Raw genomic sequence first — 18,130 nt, 5'->3', positions numbered from 1 at the left:
CGACCACAGCTCGGCGGCGGAGTGACCGAATGTGGCCGTCCGGCGGCCTCCTAGGGAGCGAGGTGGCGCTCGACCGACTCGACCTTGGCGTCGAGGGCGCCCGTCACGCCGGGGCGGATGTCGGCCTTGACGACGAGGCCCACCCGGGGCGCCCGCGCCGCGACCGCGTCGGTAGCGGCCTTCACCACGGCCATCACCTCGTCCCACTCGCCCTCGATCGTGGTGAACATCGCGTCGGTGCGGTTGGGCAGGCCGCTTTCGCGCACCACCCGGACCGCCTCCGCGACGAGTTCACCGACCTCCTCGCCCGCGCCGAGCGGGGTCACCGAGAACGCGACGAGCATCGTGGACCTCCCGTGGTCAGGGCTGCAGGACCTGCCGTACCACGATCTCATCCAGCCGCCGCTCGACGATCACGCCCACCGGCCAGTCGCGCACCAGGCACCACAGCAGCGCCGCCTCGTGCTCGGCGTACGTGGGGTCGCAGCCCTGCTGCTCAAGGCTGGACCTGATCGCCAGCACATAGTCGTCGCTCGTGAATCCCGGTACTTCCCTGACCATGGCGGTCGTCGTGGCGCGGTGCGAGTTGAGCCCGGCGAACGAGCGGCCGCATCCGCACCCGCCGTCCGGGTCGTCGCGGTCGCGGGCGCACACCATCCCGATGTGGACGAGCTCCCCTTCGACGCACCAGTCGAAGTCGTTGTCGCGGAATCCCTGGCTGGAGTTGGTGGCGGTGAGCAGCTTCAAGGCCATACCCCCTCGGCGCGTCAGCGGACCCGCCCACCGTACGACGAGGGTCTGACGTAACGTCGGGAGCATGAGCGAAGACAACGACGTCCTGCTCCACCGCGACGGAGCGTTCACCACGATCACGATGAACCGGCCGCGCCGCCGTAACGCGCTGTCCCGCGCCTTCCTCCTCGCGCTGACCGACGCGTTCCGCGAGGCCGGCGGCACCGACGCCCGCGGTCTGATCCTGGCCGCGAACGGCCCGGTCTTCTCGGCGGGCCACGATTTCGCCGACATGGCCGGGGCGTCCCACGCCGACGTCCGCGACCTTCTCCAGGTGTGCGCCGAGCTGATGCGGACGATCCAGTCCGTCCCGCAGGTGGTGGTCGCCCGGGTGCACGGCCTCGCCACCGCCGCCGGCTGCCAGCTCGTGGCGAGCTGCGACCTCGCCGTCGCGGCCGAGAGCGCCGGTTTCGCCGCGCCGGGCGGCAAGGGCGGCTGGTTCTGCCACACGCCCCTGGTAGCGATCGCCCACAACGTCGGACGCAAACGCGCCGCCGAGATGGCTCTCACGGGCGAGGTCTTCGACGCCGCCACCGCCGCCGATTGGGGCCTGATCAACTACGCCGTGCCCGACGACGAGCTCGAAAAGGCCACCCACGAACTCCTGCTGCGCGCCACCCAGGGCAGCCCCCGCAGCAAGGCCCTGGGCAAACAAGCGATGTACGCGCAGTTCGACCGCCCCGAACAGGACGCCTACACCTACGCGATCGAGGTGATGGCCGCCTCCAGCCAGACCCCCGAAGCCCAGGAGGGCATGACGGCCTTCCTAGAAAAACGCCACCCCACCTGGCCCGCCTAACCCAAGAGACACAAGAACCACCCCCCACGGCCCACCGACCTGGACAACGACCCGACCTGACCGGGTGAAGGGGCCAAGCCCCACCCCAGGCGGGCGGTGACTTGTGCAGCGACCTGAGCCGACAGGGGCGAGGGGCGGAGGCCCCCATGGTCTAGGCCCAGGGCCGGCGGTGTCTTGCGCGGTGACTTGAGCCGACAGGGGCGAGGGGCGGAGCCCCACCACCCCGGGCGGGCGGTGTCTTGTGCAGCGACCCGAGTTGGCAGGGGCCAGGGGCGGAGGCCCCCATGGTCTAGCCCCGGGCCGGCGGTGACTTGTGCGGTGACTTGAGCTGGCAGGGGCGAGGGGCGGAGCCCCACCACCCCGGGCGGGCGATGTCTTGTGCAGTGACCAGAGCTAGCAGGGGGCGAGGGGCGGAGCCCCATGTCCAGCCCCGGGCCGGCGGTGACTTGTGCGGTGACCTGAGCCGACAGGGGGCGTGGGGGCGGAGCCCCCACATCGGGGGTCCGGGGGTCGCCCCCCGGGTCGACATGACGGAAGAGTCCCGGTCCGCGCCCCCCAGCGGACACACTTCGCCCAACTCTGTAGGGCGGGCGGGACTCGAACCCGCGACTGGGAGATTATGAGTCTCCTGCTCTGACCAGCTGAGCTACCGCCCCGAGGCGTCCCCCGGTAGACGGTGGGGGCGTTGCCCGGGTGTCATCTTAGCGGCGGGGAAACCGCGGCTGCCACAGGAAAAGTGAGGTGCGGCGTCGTCGGCGGGTCGTACTTCGGGTGGGGCGATGTCATACCTGTTACCGAGTGACGGGTGCGGGTACCCGTCGGTAGGGTCCCGCGTATGTCCAGACGCATCCTCGTCCTCGTTTCCGTGTTGCTGGCGCTGGTTTCGACCGGTGCGTGCAGCGGGGGCGGATCGGACGAGCCCGCCGGGAAGGCGGATTTCGACGCCGCGCAGACGCTGCGGCAGGCCGCGCAGGCGATGGGGAATTTGAAGAGCGTGGCGTTCACGGTGGAGTCGGAGGGGGAGACTCCCGTCATCGTGAAGGGCGGCGATATGAAGCTGCTGCGGGGCGGTGACGCGGAGGGGACGCTGACGGTCGAGCAGCAGGGCCAGAACGTCGAGATGAAGGTCGTCGCGGTCGGGGAGAGCATTTACCTGGACGCGGGGACGGGCGGGTGGCGCAAGGTGCCGAAGGCGCTGGCGGCGAGCATGTACGACCCGTCGGCGGTGCTGGATCCGGAGCGTGGGATCTCGAAGCTGCTGTCGTCGGCGGCGACGCCGGAGCCGCAGGCGGTGGAGAAGGTGGACGGCAAGGAGACCTACCGGGTGGGGGCGAAGCTCCCGAAGGCGCAGATTTCGGGTCTCATCCCGGGGATCAACGCGGATCTGGAGGGTCAGGTCTGGGTGAGCAAGGCCGACCATCGCCTGGTGAAGGTTCGCGGTGCGTTCCCTGAGAACAAGGGTGCGGTGGTGATCTCGTTCACCGAGTTCGACGCCCCGTACGAGATCAGCGCGCCGAAGTGAGGCGGCGTCGCCGGGTCGCGATCGGGGCCGGCGGCGCGGTGGTGCTGCTGGCCGCGCTGGACGCCTATGTCGTCACGACGATCCTGGTGCCGGTGGTCGAGGACCTCAAGATCCCGATCAACCGGCTGGAGCGGGTGACGCCCGTCCTGACCGGGTTCCTGCTGGGGTATGTGGCGGCGATGCCGCTGCTCGGGCAGTTGTCGGACCGGTTCGGGCGGCGGCCGCTGCTGCAGGCGTGCCTGGTGTTCTTCGCGGTGGGCTCGGTCGTCACGGCGCTGGCGGGGGGTGTGCCGCTGCTGACGGCGGGGCGGGTGGTGCAGGGCGTCGCGGGCGGCGCGCTGCTGCCGGTGACGATGGCGCTGGCCGGTGACCTGTGGGAGGAGCGGCAGCGGCCGGTGGTCCTGGGCGCGGTGGGCGCGGCGCAGGAGCTGGGGAGTGTGCTGGGCCCGCTGTACGGGGCGGGCATCGCGGCGGTGCTGGACTGGCGGGCGATCTTCTGGATCAATCTTCCGCTGGTGCTGGTGGCGATGGCCGCCGTTCAGTTCGCGGTGCCGGGCGGGCGCGGAGACGGGCCGCGGCCCGGCGTGGACGTGGTGGGCGGGCTGCTGCTGGCGTTGGGGCTGGGGCTGCTGGTCGCCGGTGTCTACAACCCGGAGCCGCAGGAGTCGGCGCTGCCGCCGTGGGGCCCGCCGGTGCTGATCGCGGGAGCCGTCGTCCTCGTGGTGTTCGTGCTCTGGGAGGTCAAGGCGAGGACGCGGCTGCTGGACCTGTCGGGTGTGCGGCGGGGGCCGCTGCTGGCGACGCTGGGTGTGAGCCTGCTGTCGGGTGCGGCGCTGATGGTGACGCTCGTGGACGTCGTTCTGGTGGCGCAGACGGTCCTGGACAAGGACGCGACGGAGGGCGCTCTGCTGCTCACCAGGTTCCTTGTCGCGCTGCCGGTCGCGGCGGTGGCGGGGGGCGTGATCGCCAGGCGGTTCGGTGAGCGGTGGCCGATGGCGGCGGGCATGGCGGTGTCGGCCGTGGGCTATCTGCTGATCGCGGCGTGGCCGGCGGATCTGGCGAGCGCCTCGTACGGGCCGCTGCCGCGGATGGACGTCGATCTCGTGGTCACCGGCCTCGGTCTCGGCCTGGTGATCGCGCCGGTGTCGTCGGCGGTGCTGAGGTTCGTGCCGGCGGGGCGGCACGGTGTCGCGTCGGCGGCGGTGGTGGTGGCGCGGATGATGGGGATGCTGCTGGGGATCTCCGCCTTGTCGGCGTGGGGGTTCTACCGTTTCCACGCGCTGACCGCCGACTTGAAGCCGCCGCTGCCGTTCCTGATGTCGGACGACGAGTTCGCGCGGCAGATGAAGGTCTACAAGGCGGCCGTGGAGGACGCGCTGCGCACCGAATACCAGGAGATCTTCTGGATCACCGCCGGGATGTGCGTCGTCGGCGCTCTCCTCGCGCTGGCGGCCGGGGGCGGGGGCCGCCGGGACCAGGACCAGAATCCGGACGATGGCCAAAATCGGACACCATTCCGGCATACCGGGCGCGAACCGGGAAAGGATTCGGCCACAGGCCACGTGCCGATCAACGGACTCGGGAATATCCTGGGAAAAGAAGGCTAAAGGCCTCTTGCCGGGAGGGCACTCCCCGGGGAGGTGACGCAGATGCGCAGGTCCGGTATCGGCCGCGGCGGCACGCCGCTCACCAGGCTGCGCCGGCGGCTCGGCCTGGAACGCAGCGAGCTGAGGCGGCGGGTGGACCGCGTCCAGCGGGCGATCGCCCTCGCGCTGCTCGTGCTGCTTCTCGGTATCGCGCCGCCGCTGGCCGCCTGGGCCGCGTCGTGGTCCTACGAGGCCGGCGTCCGCGCTGAGGACGCCGAGCGGGCGAACCGCCACCAGGTCGTCGCCACGGTGACCGCGACGGGCGGCCCCGGTTCGGGCGACCGCTACATCCATGAGACCGTCCACGCCACCTGGCCGGGCGAGAACGGCGAGCCCCGCGTCGGGACCCTGCCGAGCTGGAAGGACGCCAAGGTCGGCGCTCAACGGAAGATCTGGGTCGACCGCGACGGGAACCCGGCGGTCCGGCCCCGCCCGCACAGCCGCACGGTGACCGACGCCGCCTACGCGGGGGCGGCGGCCGTCCTCGGCTGCGGGCTGCCCATCCTGGTGACGTACATCTTCGTCCGCCGCCGCTGCGACCGGCACCGCGACCGCATGTGGGAGGCCGACTGGGCCCGGATGGACGCCGACGCGGGCCACAATCCCCGTTCCTGACGCCGGCGCGGGTGCGCGCCCGTCACGGGTTGAGGAGGGCGCGAGCCGTCTGGATCAGGGCGGCGTTGTCGGCGGCGGGGGCCCCGTCGGGCAGGGTGAGGGTGTCCTCCAGGCCGATGCGGACGTCGAGGTTCAGCCGGACGGCGAGGCGCAGAACGGGCCAGGTGCCGCCGTCCTCGCCGTGCAGGAGGACGGGGCGGCCGTGCCGAGTGCCGAGGTCGCGCAGGAGCGCCTTGGCCGAGCCGGTCGCGGTCTCCGGATCGGTGTCGGTGACCTCGGCGAGGATCCGCAGGACGTGGTGGGCGTGCGGCCAGCGCAGGAACCGCTCGGCGGCGTCGGTGCTGGAGAAGACGCCCGCCTCGACGGCGACGCCGCGCTCGAAGAGGGCCTCGGCGACCAGTTCGGCGCCCGGCTCGTGGAAGTTCACCGACGCGTGGTCGGGCACGACCGTCCAGGAGCGGATCAGCGCGGCGCGCTCGACCGGGTCGGGCGCCGTCCACGCGCCCGTGGTCACCCCCACGCCGATCGACGGGGTGGACGCGCGGACGGCGGAGACGGCTGCGGCGACACGGGACGCGTCCAGGGTGTCGGCGCCCGCGTCGTCTTTCGGGTGCAGGTGGGCGTCCTGCGCGCCGACGTCGGCGGCGGACCGGACCGCGGCGGCGATCTCCTCCGGTGAGACCGGCACGCCCTCGGTCCGGCTTCCGTTCGGGCAGACCTGGAGCATGTTCCCGATCATCTCAGTGCTGGTCAGGGCGTTGTCACGCAGGGTCCGCCCCCGCACACGTCCTGTACAGTGCCGGTCTTGAGGAAGATCGCCTTCTGCCTGCGGGCGTCGGCGTCGTTGCGAGGGTCGGAGTGCGGGTCGCGGCCTTCGGTCGGCGGGGTGTTGGTGAGGGGCGGGTGCGGTGAGCCGCTGTCCCACACGACCATCGCGGAACCGTCGTGGGACGAGCCGAACGTCGGGATGCCCCAGTACGGGACCTTGTCGGGTTTGCGGCCGGGCCGGACGGCCGGGGCGTGGATCCGGGCGCCGATCGTGCGGGCCTGGACCTCCGCCGCCACGGGCGCGACCTGGTGGTCGCCGAAGGCGACGTGCATCAGGACACGGTGCTTCGGTGTGCCCGGCAGCGGATCGCCGGTCATGTGCCAGGCGTAGCCGTTCGCCTCGCCGCGGTCCCACAGCATCTGGATCAGCGCGATGCCGATCTGCTGGTCGAGCTTGTCGGGGTAGAACAGGTCGAGGACCTGCCCGTACTGGGGGAAGTCGGAGCTGCGGTTGAGCAGCGTGCTGTAGTTCATCGCGGGGACGCCGAGGACGGCGCGGCGGATGTCGGGCGACACGGCGGTGAGCGCGCCGCCCATGATGCCGCCCTGGCTGTTGCCGTCGAAGGTCAGCTCGGCGCCGGTGTCGATCAGGGACGCGCCGGCGCCGTCCTGGAACGCCTTGTGGCGGGCGAAGCCGCGGGTCATGGCGCGGCCGAGGAAGATGAAGTTCAGGAAGCCCTGCTGGGTGCGGTCGGCGACCGTCCGGAAGCGGGTGAGGTCGGCGAGCGCCGTGACGACGTTCGGGACGTCCTCCTCGGACATGCCGATCCACTTGGTCGCGCAGAACATGAAGCCGTGCTCGGCCGCCATGGACTTGACGTTGCCGGCGTCGACCTCGTCCTCGCTGCCGAGCAGGCCGTGCCCGTAGAGGGCGGGACGGGCCGGTTCCGTGAACGCCGATCTCGGGATCTCGCACTGGAACGGCACGGCCTGGGAGTTGCCGGGCAGCTGCTCCGGCTTTCCGTCCCGCCCGCGGTGCAGCGACGATCCGGGCAGGCCGCCGTACTGGTCGAGGTAGCTAGGCGCCCAGACGACTCCCCGGACCTCGCGGGCGATCTTGTCGTCGACGGCGTCGGTCACCTGCGTCACGAAGAACGACGGGGAGCGGTCGCCGAGCCTCGCGAGCGCCTCGTCGCGCATGTGGAGCACGGGCCCGGCGAGGCTCTGCCGGCTCGCGACGGTGAAGTCCCACGCGAGGTAGAGGCCGTCGCGGCCCACCCCGTGCCGTTCGAGGGCCGCGAGGACCTTCCGCGTGTCCCGCTGCCGTTCGTGGAGCGGGTCGCCGGACGGCAGCGCCGGCCCGAGGATCTTCGCGAACGCATCGTTCGGCCCGATCGGGTTCCCGGCCGCGTCGCGCAGGTTCCGGAGCGCGACGGCGTAGTGGTGGCCTTCGCGGAAGTTGCGGGCCGGGCGGATGATCAGCGCCTTGCGGTCGTCCGGCGCGTTGGCGTCCAGCTCCGCCCAGTACGGCTGGCGTTCGCCGGTCGCGGTGTCCACGATGACGATGGGCGCGTCGTCGCGGAGCGAGGCGCCGATGTCGGTGATCGGCGCCGCGCCGGTGCGGGTCAGGTCGAGGCCGGGGACGCGGCTCAGCAGCATCGATCCGGGGGAGAAGCCGTCCGCGCGGTTCCACTCGCCTGGCGACACCGGGATCCCGAGCGCGTTCTTCAGCGTCGTGCGCATATGGACGCGGCGGCCCGTCGGGGTCCCGGCGTCGGGCACCGTGTGCCAGTCGTTCGGGAACGGCAGCAGGCACGCGGCCGGGTCGATGGGATCGCAGCCGGGCGCGGTCTCGGCAGCGGCGGGCGTCGCGGCGGGTGGGACGGCCAGGAGCGCGAGGGACGCGGCGAGTGCCGCGAAGGCCGAGAGAGTGCGCTGGGGGAGACGCAACGTCCACCTCCGGAAGATCCGCGACGTTGATCGAGATCTTGTTCTCAGCGGACGCTGAGGTCAATGGGCGTCCGAAGGTGGCCAGTCCGCTTCGCGGCCGAGGTGGGCCCGTGGGAGCGCAGGACGACCGGGGTCCGGAGCGCGTCCTCGATCGTCTCCACCGGGCGGCCGAGCGGCGCGTAGACGGGACGCGCCGTGAACAGGCGGCGGGTGAGATCGGCCTGGCGGTCCAGGTCGGGCGGCCCGGTCTCCAGCCGCCCGACCCGGTCCCCGCCCATCTCGTAGGCCAGGCAGATGCGCAGGTCGGGACGCGCCCCCGCGACGTCCAGATGCGTGACCGCCAGGCCGTCCACGCCGCCGGCCACGTCCAGGGCGTACCGGAGCGCGACGGCGTCGAGGTGGCCGACGCGGAACGCGCCCTGCCAGCGTCCCGTGCCGTTGTGCGGGTCGGGGAGGTCCGCCGTGAGCGCCGCGTCCTCGGTGACGAACGGGCCGGGGCCGTGGCGGGTCGCGTACGCGCGCAGCACCCCGAGCCGCGCCGCGGACTCGCCCGCCTCGGCCAGCAGCGTCTCGGCGTTGGCGAACGTGGTCGTCGACCAGGTCGTGAACGGGTGGAAGCCGTGCCACTCGTCCAGCAGGACGCCCTGAGCGCCTTCGAACACCACGCTGCCCGCCCGCAGGAGCCCGTGGAGATGGCCGGCGCCGACGATCGCGACCCTCGCGCCGAACGCGGCGAAGGCGTCGGCGCAGGCATCGGCCTCCGGGACGTCCTCGCCGGACGGGAAGGTGTCGCGGTACCAGTCCCGGAGGGCGGTCAGCCGGTGCCGCAGCCGCGCGGGCGACAGGCAGTCGCCCGCGCGCGGCGCGTCGTCGTGCGCCAGGGCGTAGGACGCCGTCTCGCCGATGCCCATCCCGCACGACCCGTGCCGGGCCGCGCCGCGCGCCGACTCCCGCGCGCGGTTGGCGGCCCGGTGGTACGGCGTCGTCAGCAGGGCGTCCCGGTCGACGGTCAGCCGGTCGAGCGCGTCGCGCACGCCGAGGGCCCGCAGGTGATCGGCCTCGGCGGCGAGGGCGAGCGGGTCGACGAGCATGAACCGCGACAGGTGCGTCCGGACGCCCGGCGTGAACGTCCCCGAGCCGAACTGCGCGAACGTGTGGTGCCTCCCGTCGGTGGCGACGACGTTGTGCGCCGCCTGCGCGCCGCCGTTGAACCGGACGACCGCCGCGACCGGGGACGACGAGCAGAGGTGGTCGACGACCGTGCCCTTGCCCGCGTCCCCGAAGCCGAGGTCGACGACGATCACGTGTCCCATGGGTTCAGAGCCGGGTCGTCGCGGACGGTCCGGAGGCGTCCAGGCCGGGCGGCGTGGACGACACCGCGACCGGTGCGCGGGACGCGTCCAGCGGGGCCAGCGCCCGCGACACCGACGCGCCCGCGTCCGAGCCCGCCTCCGCCAGATGCCCCAGGCCCTCGTCGAGGTCGATGGCGTCCTCGGCGAGCCCGACGGTCAGCGCGATCGTCTCGCAGACCGCGTCGAGATCGTCCAGGTGCAGGACGTTCTGGCCGAGCAGCCCCCGCCAGAAGTCCCGCAGCTCGCGGCTGCCGGAGTGGTGGGCGCCCTCCGGGATGATGAAGTACACCTCGTACCTGCGCTGCAGTTCGCGGACGATCGCCTCGACGGGGACGTCCTCGTCCAGGTCGTCCCCGATGACCTTCGCGACCTCGCCGCGCTTGACCTTCGGGTAGGCCAGCTCGTCGCCGATCATGAACAGGTAGCCGCGCCTGCCGCGCTTGTCGAAGCAGTCGATCGAGGTGTGCCGGGCCATGAAGTACATGGCCAGCTCGTACGACTCGCGCATCTGGCCGCCGCCCCCGCCTTCGAGCAGGATCTTGCCGAGGTCGTCGTCCATCCGGTTGTCGGCCTCGAACTGCCCGATCTGCAGCGGCGCCCGGTCGCAGGTCGCGTCGCCGACCGCGCCGAACAGGATGTGCGGGTGCTCGGCGTATCCCTTGCGCAGCAGCAGCCCGAGCAGGTCGGGGAGCTTGGTCTGCAGCGTCCGCGGGACGTGCCCCATCGAGCCGGTCACGTCGAACAGGACGCCGATCGCGAGCGACTCCGGGTGGTCGCCCGAGTCCCGGCTCTCCCGGGCGGTCACGCCGCGCGGGTCGAGGTCGGGGTGGACGGTGGTGGCGCCGCCGTCGGAGTAGGCGAACGCGCTGGCGCCGGTGGACGCGCGGTAGCTCGCCCGCGCGGCGTAGACGTCGGTGGACCAGTTTCCGCTTCCCATGATCGTCTCCTTCGGTGTGGGAGGGGTGTCTCGGGTCTCAGTGGGGGAGGGGCATGTGGAACGGGCGGAAGCGCCGCCGGCCGTAGAGCCCGTCCAGCAGCTCGTCCAGCTCGGCCAGCAGCCGCCAGGCGTCGGACGGGCGGCGGTTCTGCGCCGCCAGCAGGCAGCCGCGGGCGAACGAGCGCATCGCCTTGGGCGCCCTGTCGCCCATCAGCCGGGTCATGCACCGGGTGGCCATGTAGATGTCGGTGGCCGGGCTCGCCGGCCGCCGTCCCGGCACCTCGGGCGGGTACAGGTCAGCGTGGCGGTCCACCATCGCCGGCACGCGGCCGCTCGGATCGGTGGCCGCGTAGCAGCCCGGAACGGAGTAGCACCAGTCGACCAGGACCAGGCCGTGCTCCTCCGGATGGATCATCACGTGGTCGGGGAGGACCGCGCCGTGCAGGACGCCCGCGCGGTGGGCGAACCCCAGGCCGACCAGCAGCCGCCGCCACATCCAGGCCGCGTCGCGCGGGTCGACGCCGCCGGGGAAGGCCTTCCCGACCGCGGTCAGGGTGTGGAACCCGTCCAGCGCGGCGACCACGTTGACCCGCCGCTGCGCCCCGCTCGACGCGTCCCGGTGCCGGAACGACTCGACCAGCCGCGGGACGTACGGCAGGAACCTCCCGTCGCCGTCCTTGGGGAGCTGGCGGAGCGCCACGGCCTCGCGTTCGAGCAGGTCCCCGTCGCGGGGATCGCGCGGCATCTTCAGCAGCACCGCACGTCCGCCGTCGTCCGGGCGCGCCGCGTACAGCTCGGCCAGGTCGCCGCCGACCGGGTCGCCGCCGAGCCGGTACGCGTGGCGGCGCGTGGTGATCAGGGTGGCGTCGTCCCGGTTGTAGGTGCGCCAGAGCGCGTTCAGCCTGATGAACGCGTCGCGGGTGCGGCCGCCGGTCGCGTCCGGGTGGACGAGCCGTGCCAGCCGCCGGTAGCGCCGCGTCGCCTCTGCGTCGTCGTCGCCGAACAGGTCCGCGGGGACGCGCGCCCGGTCGAGCCGCGCCAGCGCGTCGTCCAGGTCCATGCCGCTCATCTGATCTCTTCCTCCCTGCTCGGCCGCAGCAGCGCGGGATGCAGGAGGCGGGCGTCGCCCGCCCGGTAGAGCCGGGGCCGGGGGCCGCCGCGCCGGCCGCCGCGGTCGGACGTCGCGCCGGTGCTCTCCACGAACCCGGGCACCGACAGGACCTTGCGGTGGAAGTTGCCGGCGTGCAGCTCCTCGCCCCACACCGCCTCGTAGACCGAGCGCAGCTCGGGGATGGTGAACTCGCCCCCGCAGAAGGCCGTGGCGAGCGGGGTGTACTCCAGCTTCCCGCGCGCCCGCTCCAGCCCGTCCGACAGGATGCGCGCGTGGTCGAACGCCAGGCGGCGGGTGGTGCCCGGACGCTGGTCGCCGGACTCGGCCAGGCCGAGCGCGTCCACCGGGACCCACGCCGCGTCGGCCGCGTCGCCGCCCGCCTCGGGGTCCGGCAGCTCCGGAGCGAACGCGAGGTGGGCGACGGAGATGACGCGCATGCGCGGGTCGCGGCCGGGGGAGCCGTACGTGCCGAGCTGCTCCAGGTGGACGCGGCCGAGCACGCCTCCCTTGGCACTGAGGCCGGTCTCCTCGGCGAGTTCCCGCACCGCGGCGTCGGGCAGATCCTCGGCGCCGGTGCCCTGGAGCGGCCCGCCCGCCTGGACGAATCCGCCGGGCAGCGCCCACATCCCTTCGTACGGGGCGGCTCCGCGCCGCACCAGCAGGACGTGCAGCGCGCCGTCGCGGATGGTGAGGGCGACCACGTCCACCGTCACGGCGACCGGGTCGTAGTCGCGCGGGTCGTAGTTCGCGAGGAACTCGCTCTCGTCGCGCCTCGGGTCCGGGGACATCCGCGCCCCTCCTGTCGATCTCGTTCTGAGTAAGTCTCAATCTGAGTTCATCTCGATATGAGGGTAACTTAACCCGGACCGCCGCCGTTGTCCAGCCCTTCGCCGGCTCTCCCGGACGCGAGACGAGGGCGCCGCCCCCGGATGGGAGCGGCGCCCTCGTCGTTCGGCGGAACTCTACAAATCGGAAATTTCGGAAAACGGCCCGTCAGCGGCGGTGCCGTCCGCCTCCGGGCGGCGGTTCCTGGTGCTCCCCGTCATTGGGCCACCGGCCCTCGGGCGGGCCGGACTCGTAGGGATCCGAGGCGTACGGGTCGGATCCGTAGCGGTCGTCGGAGCCGTACGGGCCCGGGCCGTAGCGATCGGAACCGTACGGGCCGGGCGCGTACGGATCGGGGACGCCCGGGTCGACGGCGTACGGGTCGGCCGGCGGGCCGGACGGCTCGGGACGGCTCGGCTCCCGGGCGAACTGGCCGGTCGGCTGCCGCCCCGTCGAGTACCGGCCCGTCGGGTAGGGGCTCTCCGGGTTCACCGGCCCGGAACGCATGTCGCCCGGCCACGATCCCGTCCCCTGCGGACCCGGGTACTCGGCGGCCGGCACCCCGCCGGGCGGGTAGGGCGCGACCTGGCCGCCGGGGGGAGGCGGGACGAACGGACCGCCGCCGGGCGGCGGCGCGGCCAGCCGGGCGGCGACCGGACGCTCGGGCGGAGGCTCGTCCAGCAGAAGCTTCATCTGGCTCTTGCGGCGCCCGTAGACCAGGTACAGCAGCAGCCCGGCGACCATCCAGATCGCGAAGTAGCCCCACGTCTGGACCTTCAGGTTCACCATCAGCCAGCCGACCGCGAACATCGCCACCGCGGCGGTGAGCGGCGCCACCGGCACGCGGAACGGGCGGTGCAGGTCGGGCTGGGAGCGGCGCAGCGCCAGCACGGCGGCCGGGACGAACAGGAACGCGAACAGCGTCCCCATCACCACGAGCTGCTCCAGCGTGAGCACGTCGATCGTCTGCGACGTCACCACCGCCGCGCCGCCCGCCAGCAGCGTGGCGCGGGACGGCACCTTGTAGCGGCTCATGGAGGCCAGCGGCCGCGGCAGCAGCCCGTCGCGCGACATCGAGAAGATCACCCGGGTCAGGCTGATCAGCACGACGAGGATGACGGTCGTCAGGGCGAGCACCACGCCCACGTCGACGAGCTTGCCCATCGCTCCCGCGCCGACCGAGTCGAACGCCGCGGCGATCAGCAGCTTGTCCGGATCGAGCTTGGCGAAGCCGTCCATCCCGACCATGCCGACCAGCGCGACCGCCACGGCCGCGTACAGCACCACGGCGGTGAGCAGGGCCGTGATGATGCCGCGCGGCACCTTGCGGGGTGCGTCCTCGGTCTCCTCGGAGGAGGTCGCGATGAGGTCGAATCCGATGTAGGCGAACGCGATGGCCGGGGCCGCCGCGAAGAGCCCCCACACCCCGAACACCTCCGGGGTCCCGCCGCCGAGCGCGCCGAGCATGGCGTCCAGCACCGTCTGGTCGGCCTCGGGCGCCGGCCGCGCGGGCGGCAGGAACGGGGTGAGGTTGCCGCCGCTGAAGAACTTCAGCCCGGTGGCGATGACGAGCCCGATCACGATGACCTTGGCCATCACCATGAACCACAGCGTCTTCAGGCTCATCCGGCTGCCGGTGGCGAGCATCAGGACGACGAGCAGCAGGATGAGGAGGGCGAAGAGGTCGGGGCCCTTCTGCTGGCCGATCAGATCGCCGAGCCACGCGGGGACCGGCACCCCGAAGTCGTTCAGCGCCTGCGTCGCGTACAGCGACCAGACCCGGGCCAGCACCGACGCCGCCAGCAGCAGCTCCATCACCAGCGCCCAGCCGACGATCCACGCCCACACCTCGCCGAACGCGACATAGCTGAAGGAGTAGGCGCTGCCCGCCACCGGGATGATCGAGGACAGCTCGGCGAAGGCGAGCGCGACCAGCAGGCACACGCCCCCCGCGATGAGGAACGACACGAGCACGCCGGGTCCGGCGGTCGCGGCCGCCTGCTCACCGGCGATCTTGAAGATGCCGGAGCCGATCATGACGCCGAGGCCGAGCACGACGAGATCGCGGGTCCGGTAGACCACGCGGAGCCGGTGCCGGCCGCCGTAGAGCCTTCCGGTCGCCCGCTCCACCGGCAGCCGCCGGAACATGTTGTTGCGCACGCGCACGTCCCAGGTCATAGGTTCGTCCCCCCAGGCCTGATGAACCCGCGCCGCTGATCGCGAGGTGATGGTGGTTTGCCGAAGTCCCTAAGAATTCACCAGGTACGACCATAATCGCAACGTTTCTCCGGGGATGGGTGCCGGCGATCCGTTGGCGGAAAATGACAAACCGCCTGGTAGCCGCCCGGTGGCGACGTGGTGCAGCCCCTTCCTCACGCTGGGCGAACACCGAATCAGTTTCGCATGGATCGTTCCGGCCGAAATTCGCGGGACCGCTAATAGAGAAAGCGCTTTACGATCTTTGATGCTGGCGCCGGACGAAGATCAATGGCACCGTGGGGACGCCGCGTTCAACCGCTGGAGGTCCGGTGCTCCGCTCCCCGTCGTCCTCGAAGCCGCCCGCGCCCCGGGCCCGGCGCCGCACGGCCCTCGTGGCCGCGATCGCCACCGCCGCGTCCCTGACCGTCCCCGCTGCCGCCGCCGCGCCCGCCGCGCCTCCGGCCGCACCGGGCCATCCGGGACCCCCGGCCAAACAGCCCGTCGCGACCGGGTACGGCGGGGCGGTGTCGACGGTCGACCCGGACGCCAGCCGGACGGCGCTGGAGGTGCTCAGGCGCGGCGGCAACGCGATGGACGCGGCCGTCGCCGCCGGGGCCACCCTCGGCGTCACCGAGCCGTACGTGGCGGCGATCGGCGGCGGAGGCTACATCACCTACTACGACGCGGAGAAGCGCCGCGTCCACGCCCTGGACGGCCGCGAGATCGCGCCGAAGCTGATGCGGGAGGACTCCTTCATCGACCCCGCCACCGGCGAGCCGCTCCCGTTCGACCAGGCCGTCACCAGCGGGCTCGGCGTCGGCGTGCCCGGCACGCTCGCCCAGTGGGATCTCGCCCTGCGCCGCTTCGGCACGCGCGACCTCGGCCGCCTGCTGCGCCCGGCGATCAGGGTCGCCGACCGCGGCTTCGTCGTCGACCGCGAGTTCCACGACCAGACCGCGATGAACGCGGCGCGCTTCCGCGACATCGTCCCGACCCGCGAGCTGTTCCTGCCGGACGGGCGGGTCCCCGCCGTAGGGTCGCTGTTCCGCAACCCCGACCTCGCCGACACCTACCGTGAGCTGGCCAGACGCGGCACCGACTGGTTCTACGAGGGGCGGCTCGGCAAGGAGATCGCGCGGACGGTCGCCGACCCGCCGGTGGACCCGGACGCGACCCGCGATGTCCGCCCCGGCCTGATGAGGCCCCGCGACCTGGCCGCCTACCGCGCCCTGCTCCGCGAGCCCACGCACGTCTCCTACCGGGGGATGGACGTGTACGGCATGCCGCCGTCGTCGTCCGGAGGCACGACGATCGGGGAGACCCTCAACATCCTGGGCAACTTCCGGCTCGACGAGCGCGACCCGGCCGCGGCCCTGCACCACTACCTGGAGGCGACCAAGCTCGCCTACGCCGACCGGGGCCGCTACCTGGGCGACGCCGACAAGGTGGACGTGCCCGTGGCCGAACTGCTGTCGTCCGGCTTCGCCGGCGAGCGCGCCTGCCTGATCGACCCGGACCGGGCCGCCGCCGCGCCCGTCGCAGCCGGTTCGCCCGACGGCGACTACCGGCCGTGCGTCCCGCCGCGCACCCGGACCCGGGCCCTGGCGCCCGAGGGCCCGCAGACCACCCACCTCGTCGTCGCGGACAAGTGGGGCAACGTCGCGTCCTACACGCTGTCCATCGAGCAGTTCGGCGGCAGCGGCATCACCGTCCCCGGACGCGGGTTCCTGCTCAACAACCAGCTGACCGACTTCTCCTTCCGGCCGCCCGGGCCCGGGGAGGCGCCCGACCCGAACGTGCCCGGCCCCCACAAGCGCCCGCGCAGCAGCATGTCCCCGACGCTCGTGCTCAAGGACGGGCGCCCGAAGCTGGCCCTCGGCACGCCCGGCGGATCGACCATCATCACGACCGTCCTGCAGATCCTGATCAACCGCATCGATCTCGGGATGGACCTGCCCGCCGCGCTCAACGCCCCGCGCGCGACGCAGCGCAACACCCCGCAGGTGTTCGCCGAGCAGGCCTTCATCGACGCCTACGGCGCCGCCCTGGCCGCGCGCGGACACCGCCTGGAGGTCTTCCCGGGCCCGCCGGCGGGCGTGATCGGCGCGGCCACGGGCCTGGAGATCCTGCGGCCCGGCCTGGTCCAGGCGGTGGCGGAACCGACGCGGCGGGGCGGCGGCAGCGCCCTCGTCGTCCGTCCGGTCCGGCGGTAGCCGGTGCCCGGAGAGGGAAGGAGTCGTGCCATGGCCCACGCATACGTCCAGGTGACGACCACGACCGACTCCCGCGCCGAGGCGGCCGAGCTGGCCAAGGCCGCGGTCGCCGAGCGGCTCGCGGCGTGCGCCCAGCTGATCGGCCCGATCGCCAGCACCTACTGGTGGGAGGACGAGATCGAGTCGGCGGAGGAGTGGATGGTGCTGTTCAAGACCTCCGCCGACCGCTTCGACGAGCTGGCCTCCCTGATCACCGAGGGCCACTCCTACGACACCCCGGAGATCATCGCGACGCCGGTGGTCGCCGGCAGCATGGACTACCTCGCCTGGGTCACCGAGCAGACCGAGCCGGACGAACGCGACGAGGCCATCGCCGACGACGACCAGGACTGACCGCCCGCGAAACCGACGATGAGCAGGGCTGATCGTGTGATGTGCGTCAAGTCGGGGTAAGTTTCCGGTTACCCGGCCGGGGTGGTGTACCGGCCGCGGCGACGGAAGGCGGTACGACGTGCACGACGAGGTGGGCTCATCCCTCCGCACACGGGAGCGCACGGACCACGGGCTGTTCGGGCCCGGCTCGGTGACCTGGCGGGTCATGGGCGAGCCCGTGCTGATCATCGGCGGGATCCGGGCGCTGCTGCTGCAGGGCCTGCATCCGCGGTCGATGTGGGGCACCGCGCAGAACTCCGAGCTCATGGACCCGGCCGCGGCCTGGGCGCGGCTCGGCCGGACGGTCGAGTTCGTCCGCGTCCGCACCTACGGGACGGAGGCCGAGGTCGAGCGGGTGGGCCGCAGGGTCCGCAAGCTGCACTCCAAGCTGACCGGCCTCGACATGCGCACCGGTGAGACGTTCGCGATCGACGACCCGGAGAACCTGCTCTGGGTCCACATGGGCGAGGTCGACTCCTACCTGGACGTGGCGCGCCGCGCCGGCGTGCCGCTGACCGCGGCCGACGCCGACGCCTTCGTGGACGAGCAGCGCCGCGCGGCCGCCGTCGTCGGCCTCGACCCCGCGGACGTGCCCGGCACGGTCGCGGAGATGAAGGAGTACTACGAGGAGATGCGGCGGCGGATCTGGGCGTGCCGGGAGGCCCGCGACGGACTGCGGCGCATGTTCAACCCCGCCGTCCCGCGCAAGATGCTGCCGCTGAAGCTCGCCGCCCCCGGCCTCGGGACGCTGGTCGTCTCGACGTTGCCGCGCTGGGCCCGCCGCATGTACGGGCTGCCGGGGCTGCCCACGTCCGACCTGGCCGCCACGCTGACGCTCAAGGGCCTGTACCGCACCTCGCAGGTCGTCCCCGAGCGGTTCCGCTACTCCCCGGACGCCCAGCGGGCCAGGCGCCTCACGCGCCAGCACGAGGCGGACCTGGCCACCTGGTCGATCGCGTCCTGACCCTC

Annotated in this window: 16 protein-coding genes and 1 tRNA gene; 7 read left to right on the top strand and 10 right to left on the bottom strand. The window is 72.8% G+C overall.

The annotated features are described in order from the left end of the window. Positions 1 to 50 precede the first annotated feature (50 nt). Together AB0C35_RS04225 and AB0C35_RS04220 are read right to left on the bottom strand one after the other, a co-directional pair. Positions 51 to 344: an MTH1187 family thiamine-binding protein gene (locus AB0C35_RS04225; RefSeq protein ID WP_358450352.1), complete on the bottom strand. Its 294-nt coding sequence runs from the start codon at positions 342 to 344 to the stop codon at positions 51 to 53. A gap of 16 nt (positions 345 to 360) precedes the next feature. Then, entirely contained in the window at positions 361 to 753 is a 393-nt protein-coding gene (locus AB0C35_RS04220; RefSeq protein WP_358450350.1) for a hypothetical protein, read from the bottom strand. A 64-nt stretch (positions 754 to 817) separates the two neighbouring features. Here AB0C35_RS04220 and AB0C35_RS04215 point away from each other — a divergent pair, with 64 nt between their 5' ends. After that, positions 818 to 1,591 carry an enoyl-CoA hydratase-related protein gene (locus tag AB0C35_RS04215; protein WP_358450348.1) on the top strand — a complete coding sequence of 258 codons (774 nt, stop codon included), beginning with the start codon at positions 818 to 820 and terminating at the stop codon, positions 1,589 to 1,591. Between the two features lie 582 nt (positions 1,592 to 2,173). Here the strand turns inward: AB0C35_RS04215 and AB0C35_RS04210 are convergent. Beyond that, positions 2,174 to 2,247 (bottom strand) — tRNA-Ile (locus tag AB0C35_RS04210). Between the two features lie 179 nt (positions 2,248 to 2,426). Here AB0C35_RS04210 and AB0C35_RS04205 point away from each other — a divergent pair. The 3 genes from AB0C35_RS04205 to AB0C35_RS04195 are packed head-to-tail and all read left to right on the top strand — an operon-like array spanning position 2,427 to position 5,374. Continuing rightward, positions 2,427 to 3,113, top strand: a complete 687-nt coding sequence (locus tag AB0C35_RS04205) for an LppX_LprAFG lipoprotein (RefSeq protein WP_358450346.1) — start codon at positions 2,427 to 2,429, stop codon at positions 3,111 to 3,113. Then, the gene (locus tag AB0C35_RS04200; protein ID WP_358450344.1) at positions 3,110 to 4,720 is read left to right on the top strand and encodes an MFS transporter; all 1,611 of its coding nucleotides are present in this window, start codon (positions 3,110 to 3,112) and stop codon (positions 4,718 to 4,720) included. Before AB0C35_RS04205 ends, AB0C35_RS04200 begins: the two co-directional genes overlap by 4 nt. A gap of 42 nt (positions 4,721 to 4,762) precedes the next feature. Then, positions 4,763 to 5,374 carry a hypothetical protein gene (locus tag AB0C35_RS04195; RefSeq protein ID WP_358450342.1) on the top strand — a complete coding sequence of 204 codons (612 nt, stop codon included), beginning with the start codon at positions 4,763 to 4,765 and terminating at the stop codon, positions 5,372 to 5,374. A gap of 22 nt (positions 5,375 to 5,396) precedes the next feature. On the opposite strand, the gene AB0C35_RS04190 is transcribed toward AB0C35_RS04195, so the two are convergent. The 7 genes from AB0C35_RS04190 to AB0C35_RS04160 all read right to left on the bottom strand — a co-directional run bounded on the left by AB0C35_RS04190 (position 5,397) and on the right by AB0C35_RS04160 (position 14,495). Further along, complete coding sequence (locus tag AB0C35_RS04190) at positions 5,397 to 6,101, bottom strand: 3-keto-5-aminohexanoate cleavage protein (protein WP_358450340.1); 705 nt, start codon at positions 6,099 to 6,101, stop codon at positions 5,397 to 5,399. A 23-nt stretch (positions 6,102 to 6,124) separates the two neighbouring features. Further along, positions 6,125 to 8,092, bottom strand: a complete 1,968-nt coding sequence (locus AB0C35_RS04185; protein ID WP_358450338.1) for a hypothetical protein — start codon at positions 8,090 to 8,092, stop codon at positions 6,125 to 6,127. A 44-nt stretch (positions 8,093 to 8,136) separates the two neighbouring features. After that, a complete protein-coding gene (locus tag AB0C35_RS04180) occupies positions 8,137 to 9,405 on the bottom strand; it encodes an adenylosuccinate synthetase (protein ID WP_358450336.1) in 1,269 nt (422 codons plus the stop codon). A gap of 4 nt (positions 9,406 to 9,409) precedes the next feature. After that, entirely contained in the window at positions 9,410 to 10,381 is a 972-nt protein-coding gene (locus AB0C35_RS04175) for a hypothetical protein (protein WP_358450334.1), read from the bottom strand. 37 nt (positions 10,382 to 10,418) lie between these two features. Further along, complete coding sequence (locus AB0C35_RS04170) at positions 10,419 to 11,450, bottom strand: molecular chaperone DnaJ (protein WP_358450332.1); 1,032 nt, start codon at positions 11,448 to 11,450, stop codon at positions 10,419 to 10,421. Next, on the bottom strand, positions 11,447 to 12,280 hold the full coding sequence (locus AB0C35_RS04165; RefSeq protein ID WP_358450330.1) for an NUDIX hydrolase: 834 nt from the start codon (positions 12,278 to 12,280) through the stop codon (positions 11,447 to 11,449). The genes AB0C35_RS04170 and AB0C35_RS04165 overlap by 4 nt, the downstream gene beginning before the upstream one ends. Before the next feature lie 205 nt (positions 12,281 to 12,485). After that, positions 12,486 to 14,495 carry an amino acid permease gene (locus AB0C35_RS04160; protein WP_358450327.1) on the bottom strand — a complete coding sequence of 670 codons (2,010 nt, stop codon included), beginning with the start codon at positions 14,493 to 14,495 and terminating at the stop codon, positions 12,486 to 12,488. Between the two features lie 350 nt (positions 14,496 to 14,845). On the opposite strand from AB0C35_RS04160, the gene ggt reads away from it, so the two are divergent. The 3 genes from ggt (at position 14,846) to AB0C35_RS04145 (ending at position 18,125) form a co-directional block, all read left to right on the top strand. Next, positions 14,846 to 16,729 carry a gamma-glutamyltransferase gene (ggt, locus tag AB0C35_RS04155; protein ID WP_358450325.1) on the top strand — a complete coding sequence of 628 codons (1,884 nt, stop codon included), beginning with the start codon at positions 14,846 to 14,848 and terminating at the stop codon, positions 16,727 to 16,729. A gap of 30 nt (positions 16,730 to 16,759) precedes the next feature. After that, positions 16,760 to 17,122, top strand: coding sequence for a divalent-cation tolerance protein CutA (gene cutA / locus AB0C35_RS04150; protein ID WP_358450295.1), 363 nt, complete (start codon positions 16,760 to 16,762; stop codon positions 17,120 to 17,122). 118 nt (positions 17,123 to 17,240) lie between these two features. Continuing rightward, on the top strand, positions 17,241 to 18,125 hold the full coding sequence (locus AB0C35_RS04145) for an oxygenase MpaB family protein (RefSeq protein ID WP_358450293.1): 885 nt from the start codon (positions 17,241 to 17,243) through the stop codon (positions 18,123 to 18,125). The last annotated feature ends 5 nt before the right edge of the window (positions 18,126 to 18,130 follow it).

Origin of the sequence: Spirillospora sp. NPDC048819 (genome assembly GCF_040650055.1) — a bacterium.
Lineage (GTDB): Bacteria > Actinomycetota > Actinomycetes > Streptosporangiales > Streptosporangiaceae > Spirillospora.
Note: the sequence above shows the minus strand (reverse complement) of the source record. Positions and strands in the feature narration are given on the sequence as shown.

Coding starts and splice junctions, on each gene's coding strand:
- AB0C35_RS04175 (WP_358450334.1), bottom strand. CDS start 10,381: ATGGGAAGCGGAAACTGGTCCACCGACGTCTACGCCGCGCGGGCGAGC.
- AB0C35_RS04160 (WP_358450327.1), bottom strand. CDS start 14,495: ATGACCTGGGACGTGCGCGTGCGCAACAACATGTTCCGGCGGCTGCCG.
- AB0C35_RS04170 (WP_358450332.1), bottom strand. CDS start 11,450: ATGAGCGGCATGGACCTGGACGACGCGCTGGCGCGGCTCGACCGGGCG.
- AB0C35_RS04205 (WP_358450346.1), top strand. CDS start 2,427: ATGTCCAGACGCATCCTCGTCCTCGTTTCCGTGTTGCTGGCGCTGGTT.
- AB0C35_RS04165 (WP_358450330.1), bottom strand. CDS start 12,280: ATGTCCCCGGACCCGAGGCGCGACGAGAGCGAGTTCCTCGCGAACTAC.
- AB0C35_RS04180 (WP_358450336.1), bottom strand. CDS start 9,405: ATGGGACACGTGATCGTCGTCGACCTCGGCTTCGGGGACGCGGGCAAG.
- AB0C35_RS04215 (WP_358450348.1), top strand. CDS start 818: ATGAGCGAAGACAACGACGTCCTGCTCCACCGCGACGGAGCGTTCACC.
- AB0C35_RS04195 (WP_358450342.1), top strand. CDS start 4,763: ATGCGCAGGTCCGGTATCGGCCGCGGCGGCACGCCGCTCACCAGGCTG.
- cutA (WP_358450295.1), top strand. CDS start 16,760: ATGGCCCACGCATACGTCCAGGTGACGACCACGACCGACTCCCGCGCC.
- AB0C35_RS04190 (WP_358450340.1), bottom strand. CDS start 6,101: ATGCTCCAGGTCTGCCCGAACGGAAGCCGGACCGAGGGCGTGCCGGTC.
- AB0C35_RS04225 (WP_358450352.1), bottom strand. CDS start 344: ATGCTCGTCGCGTTCTCGGTGACCCCGCTCGGCGCGGGCGAGGAGGTC.
- AB0C35_RS04220 (WP_358450350.1), bottom strand. CDS start 753: ATGGCCTTGAAGCTGCTCACCGCCACCAACTCCAGCCAGGGATTCCGC.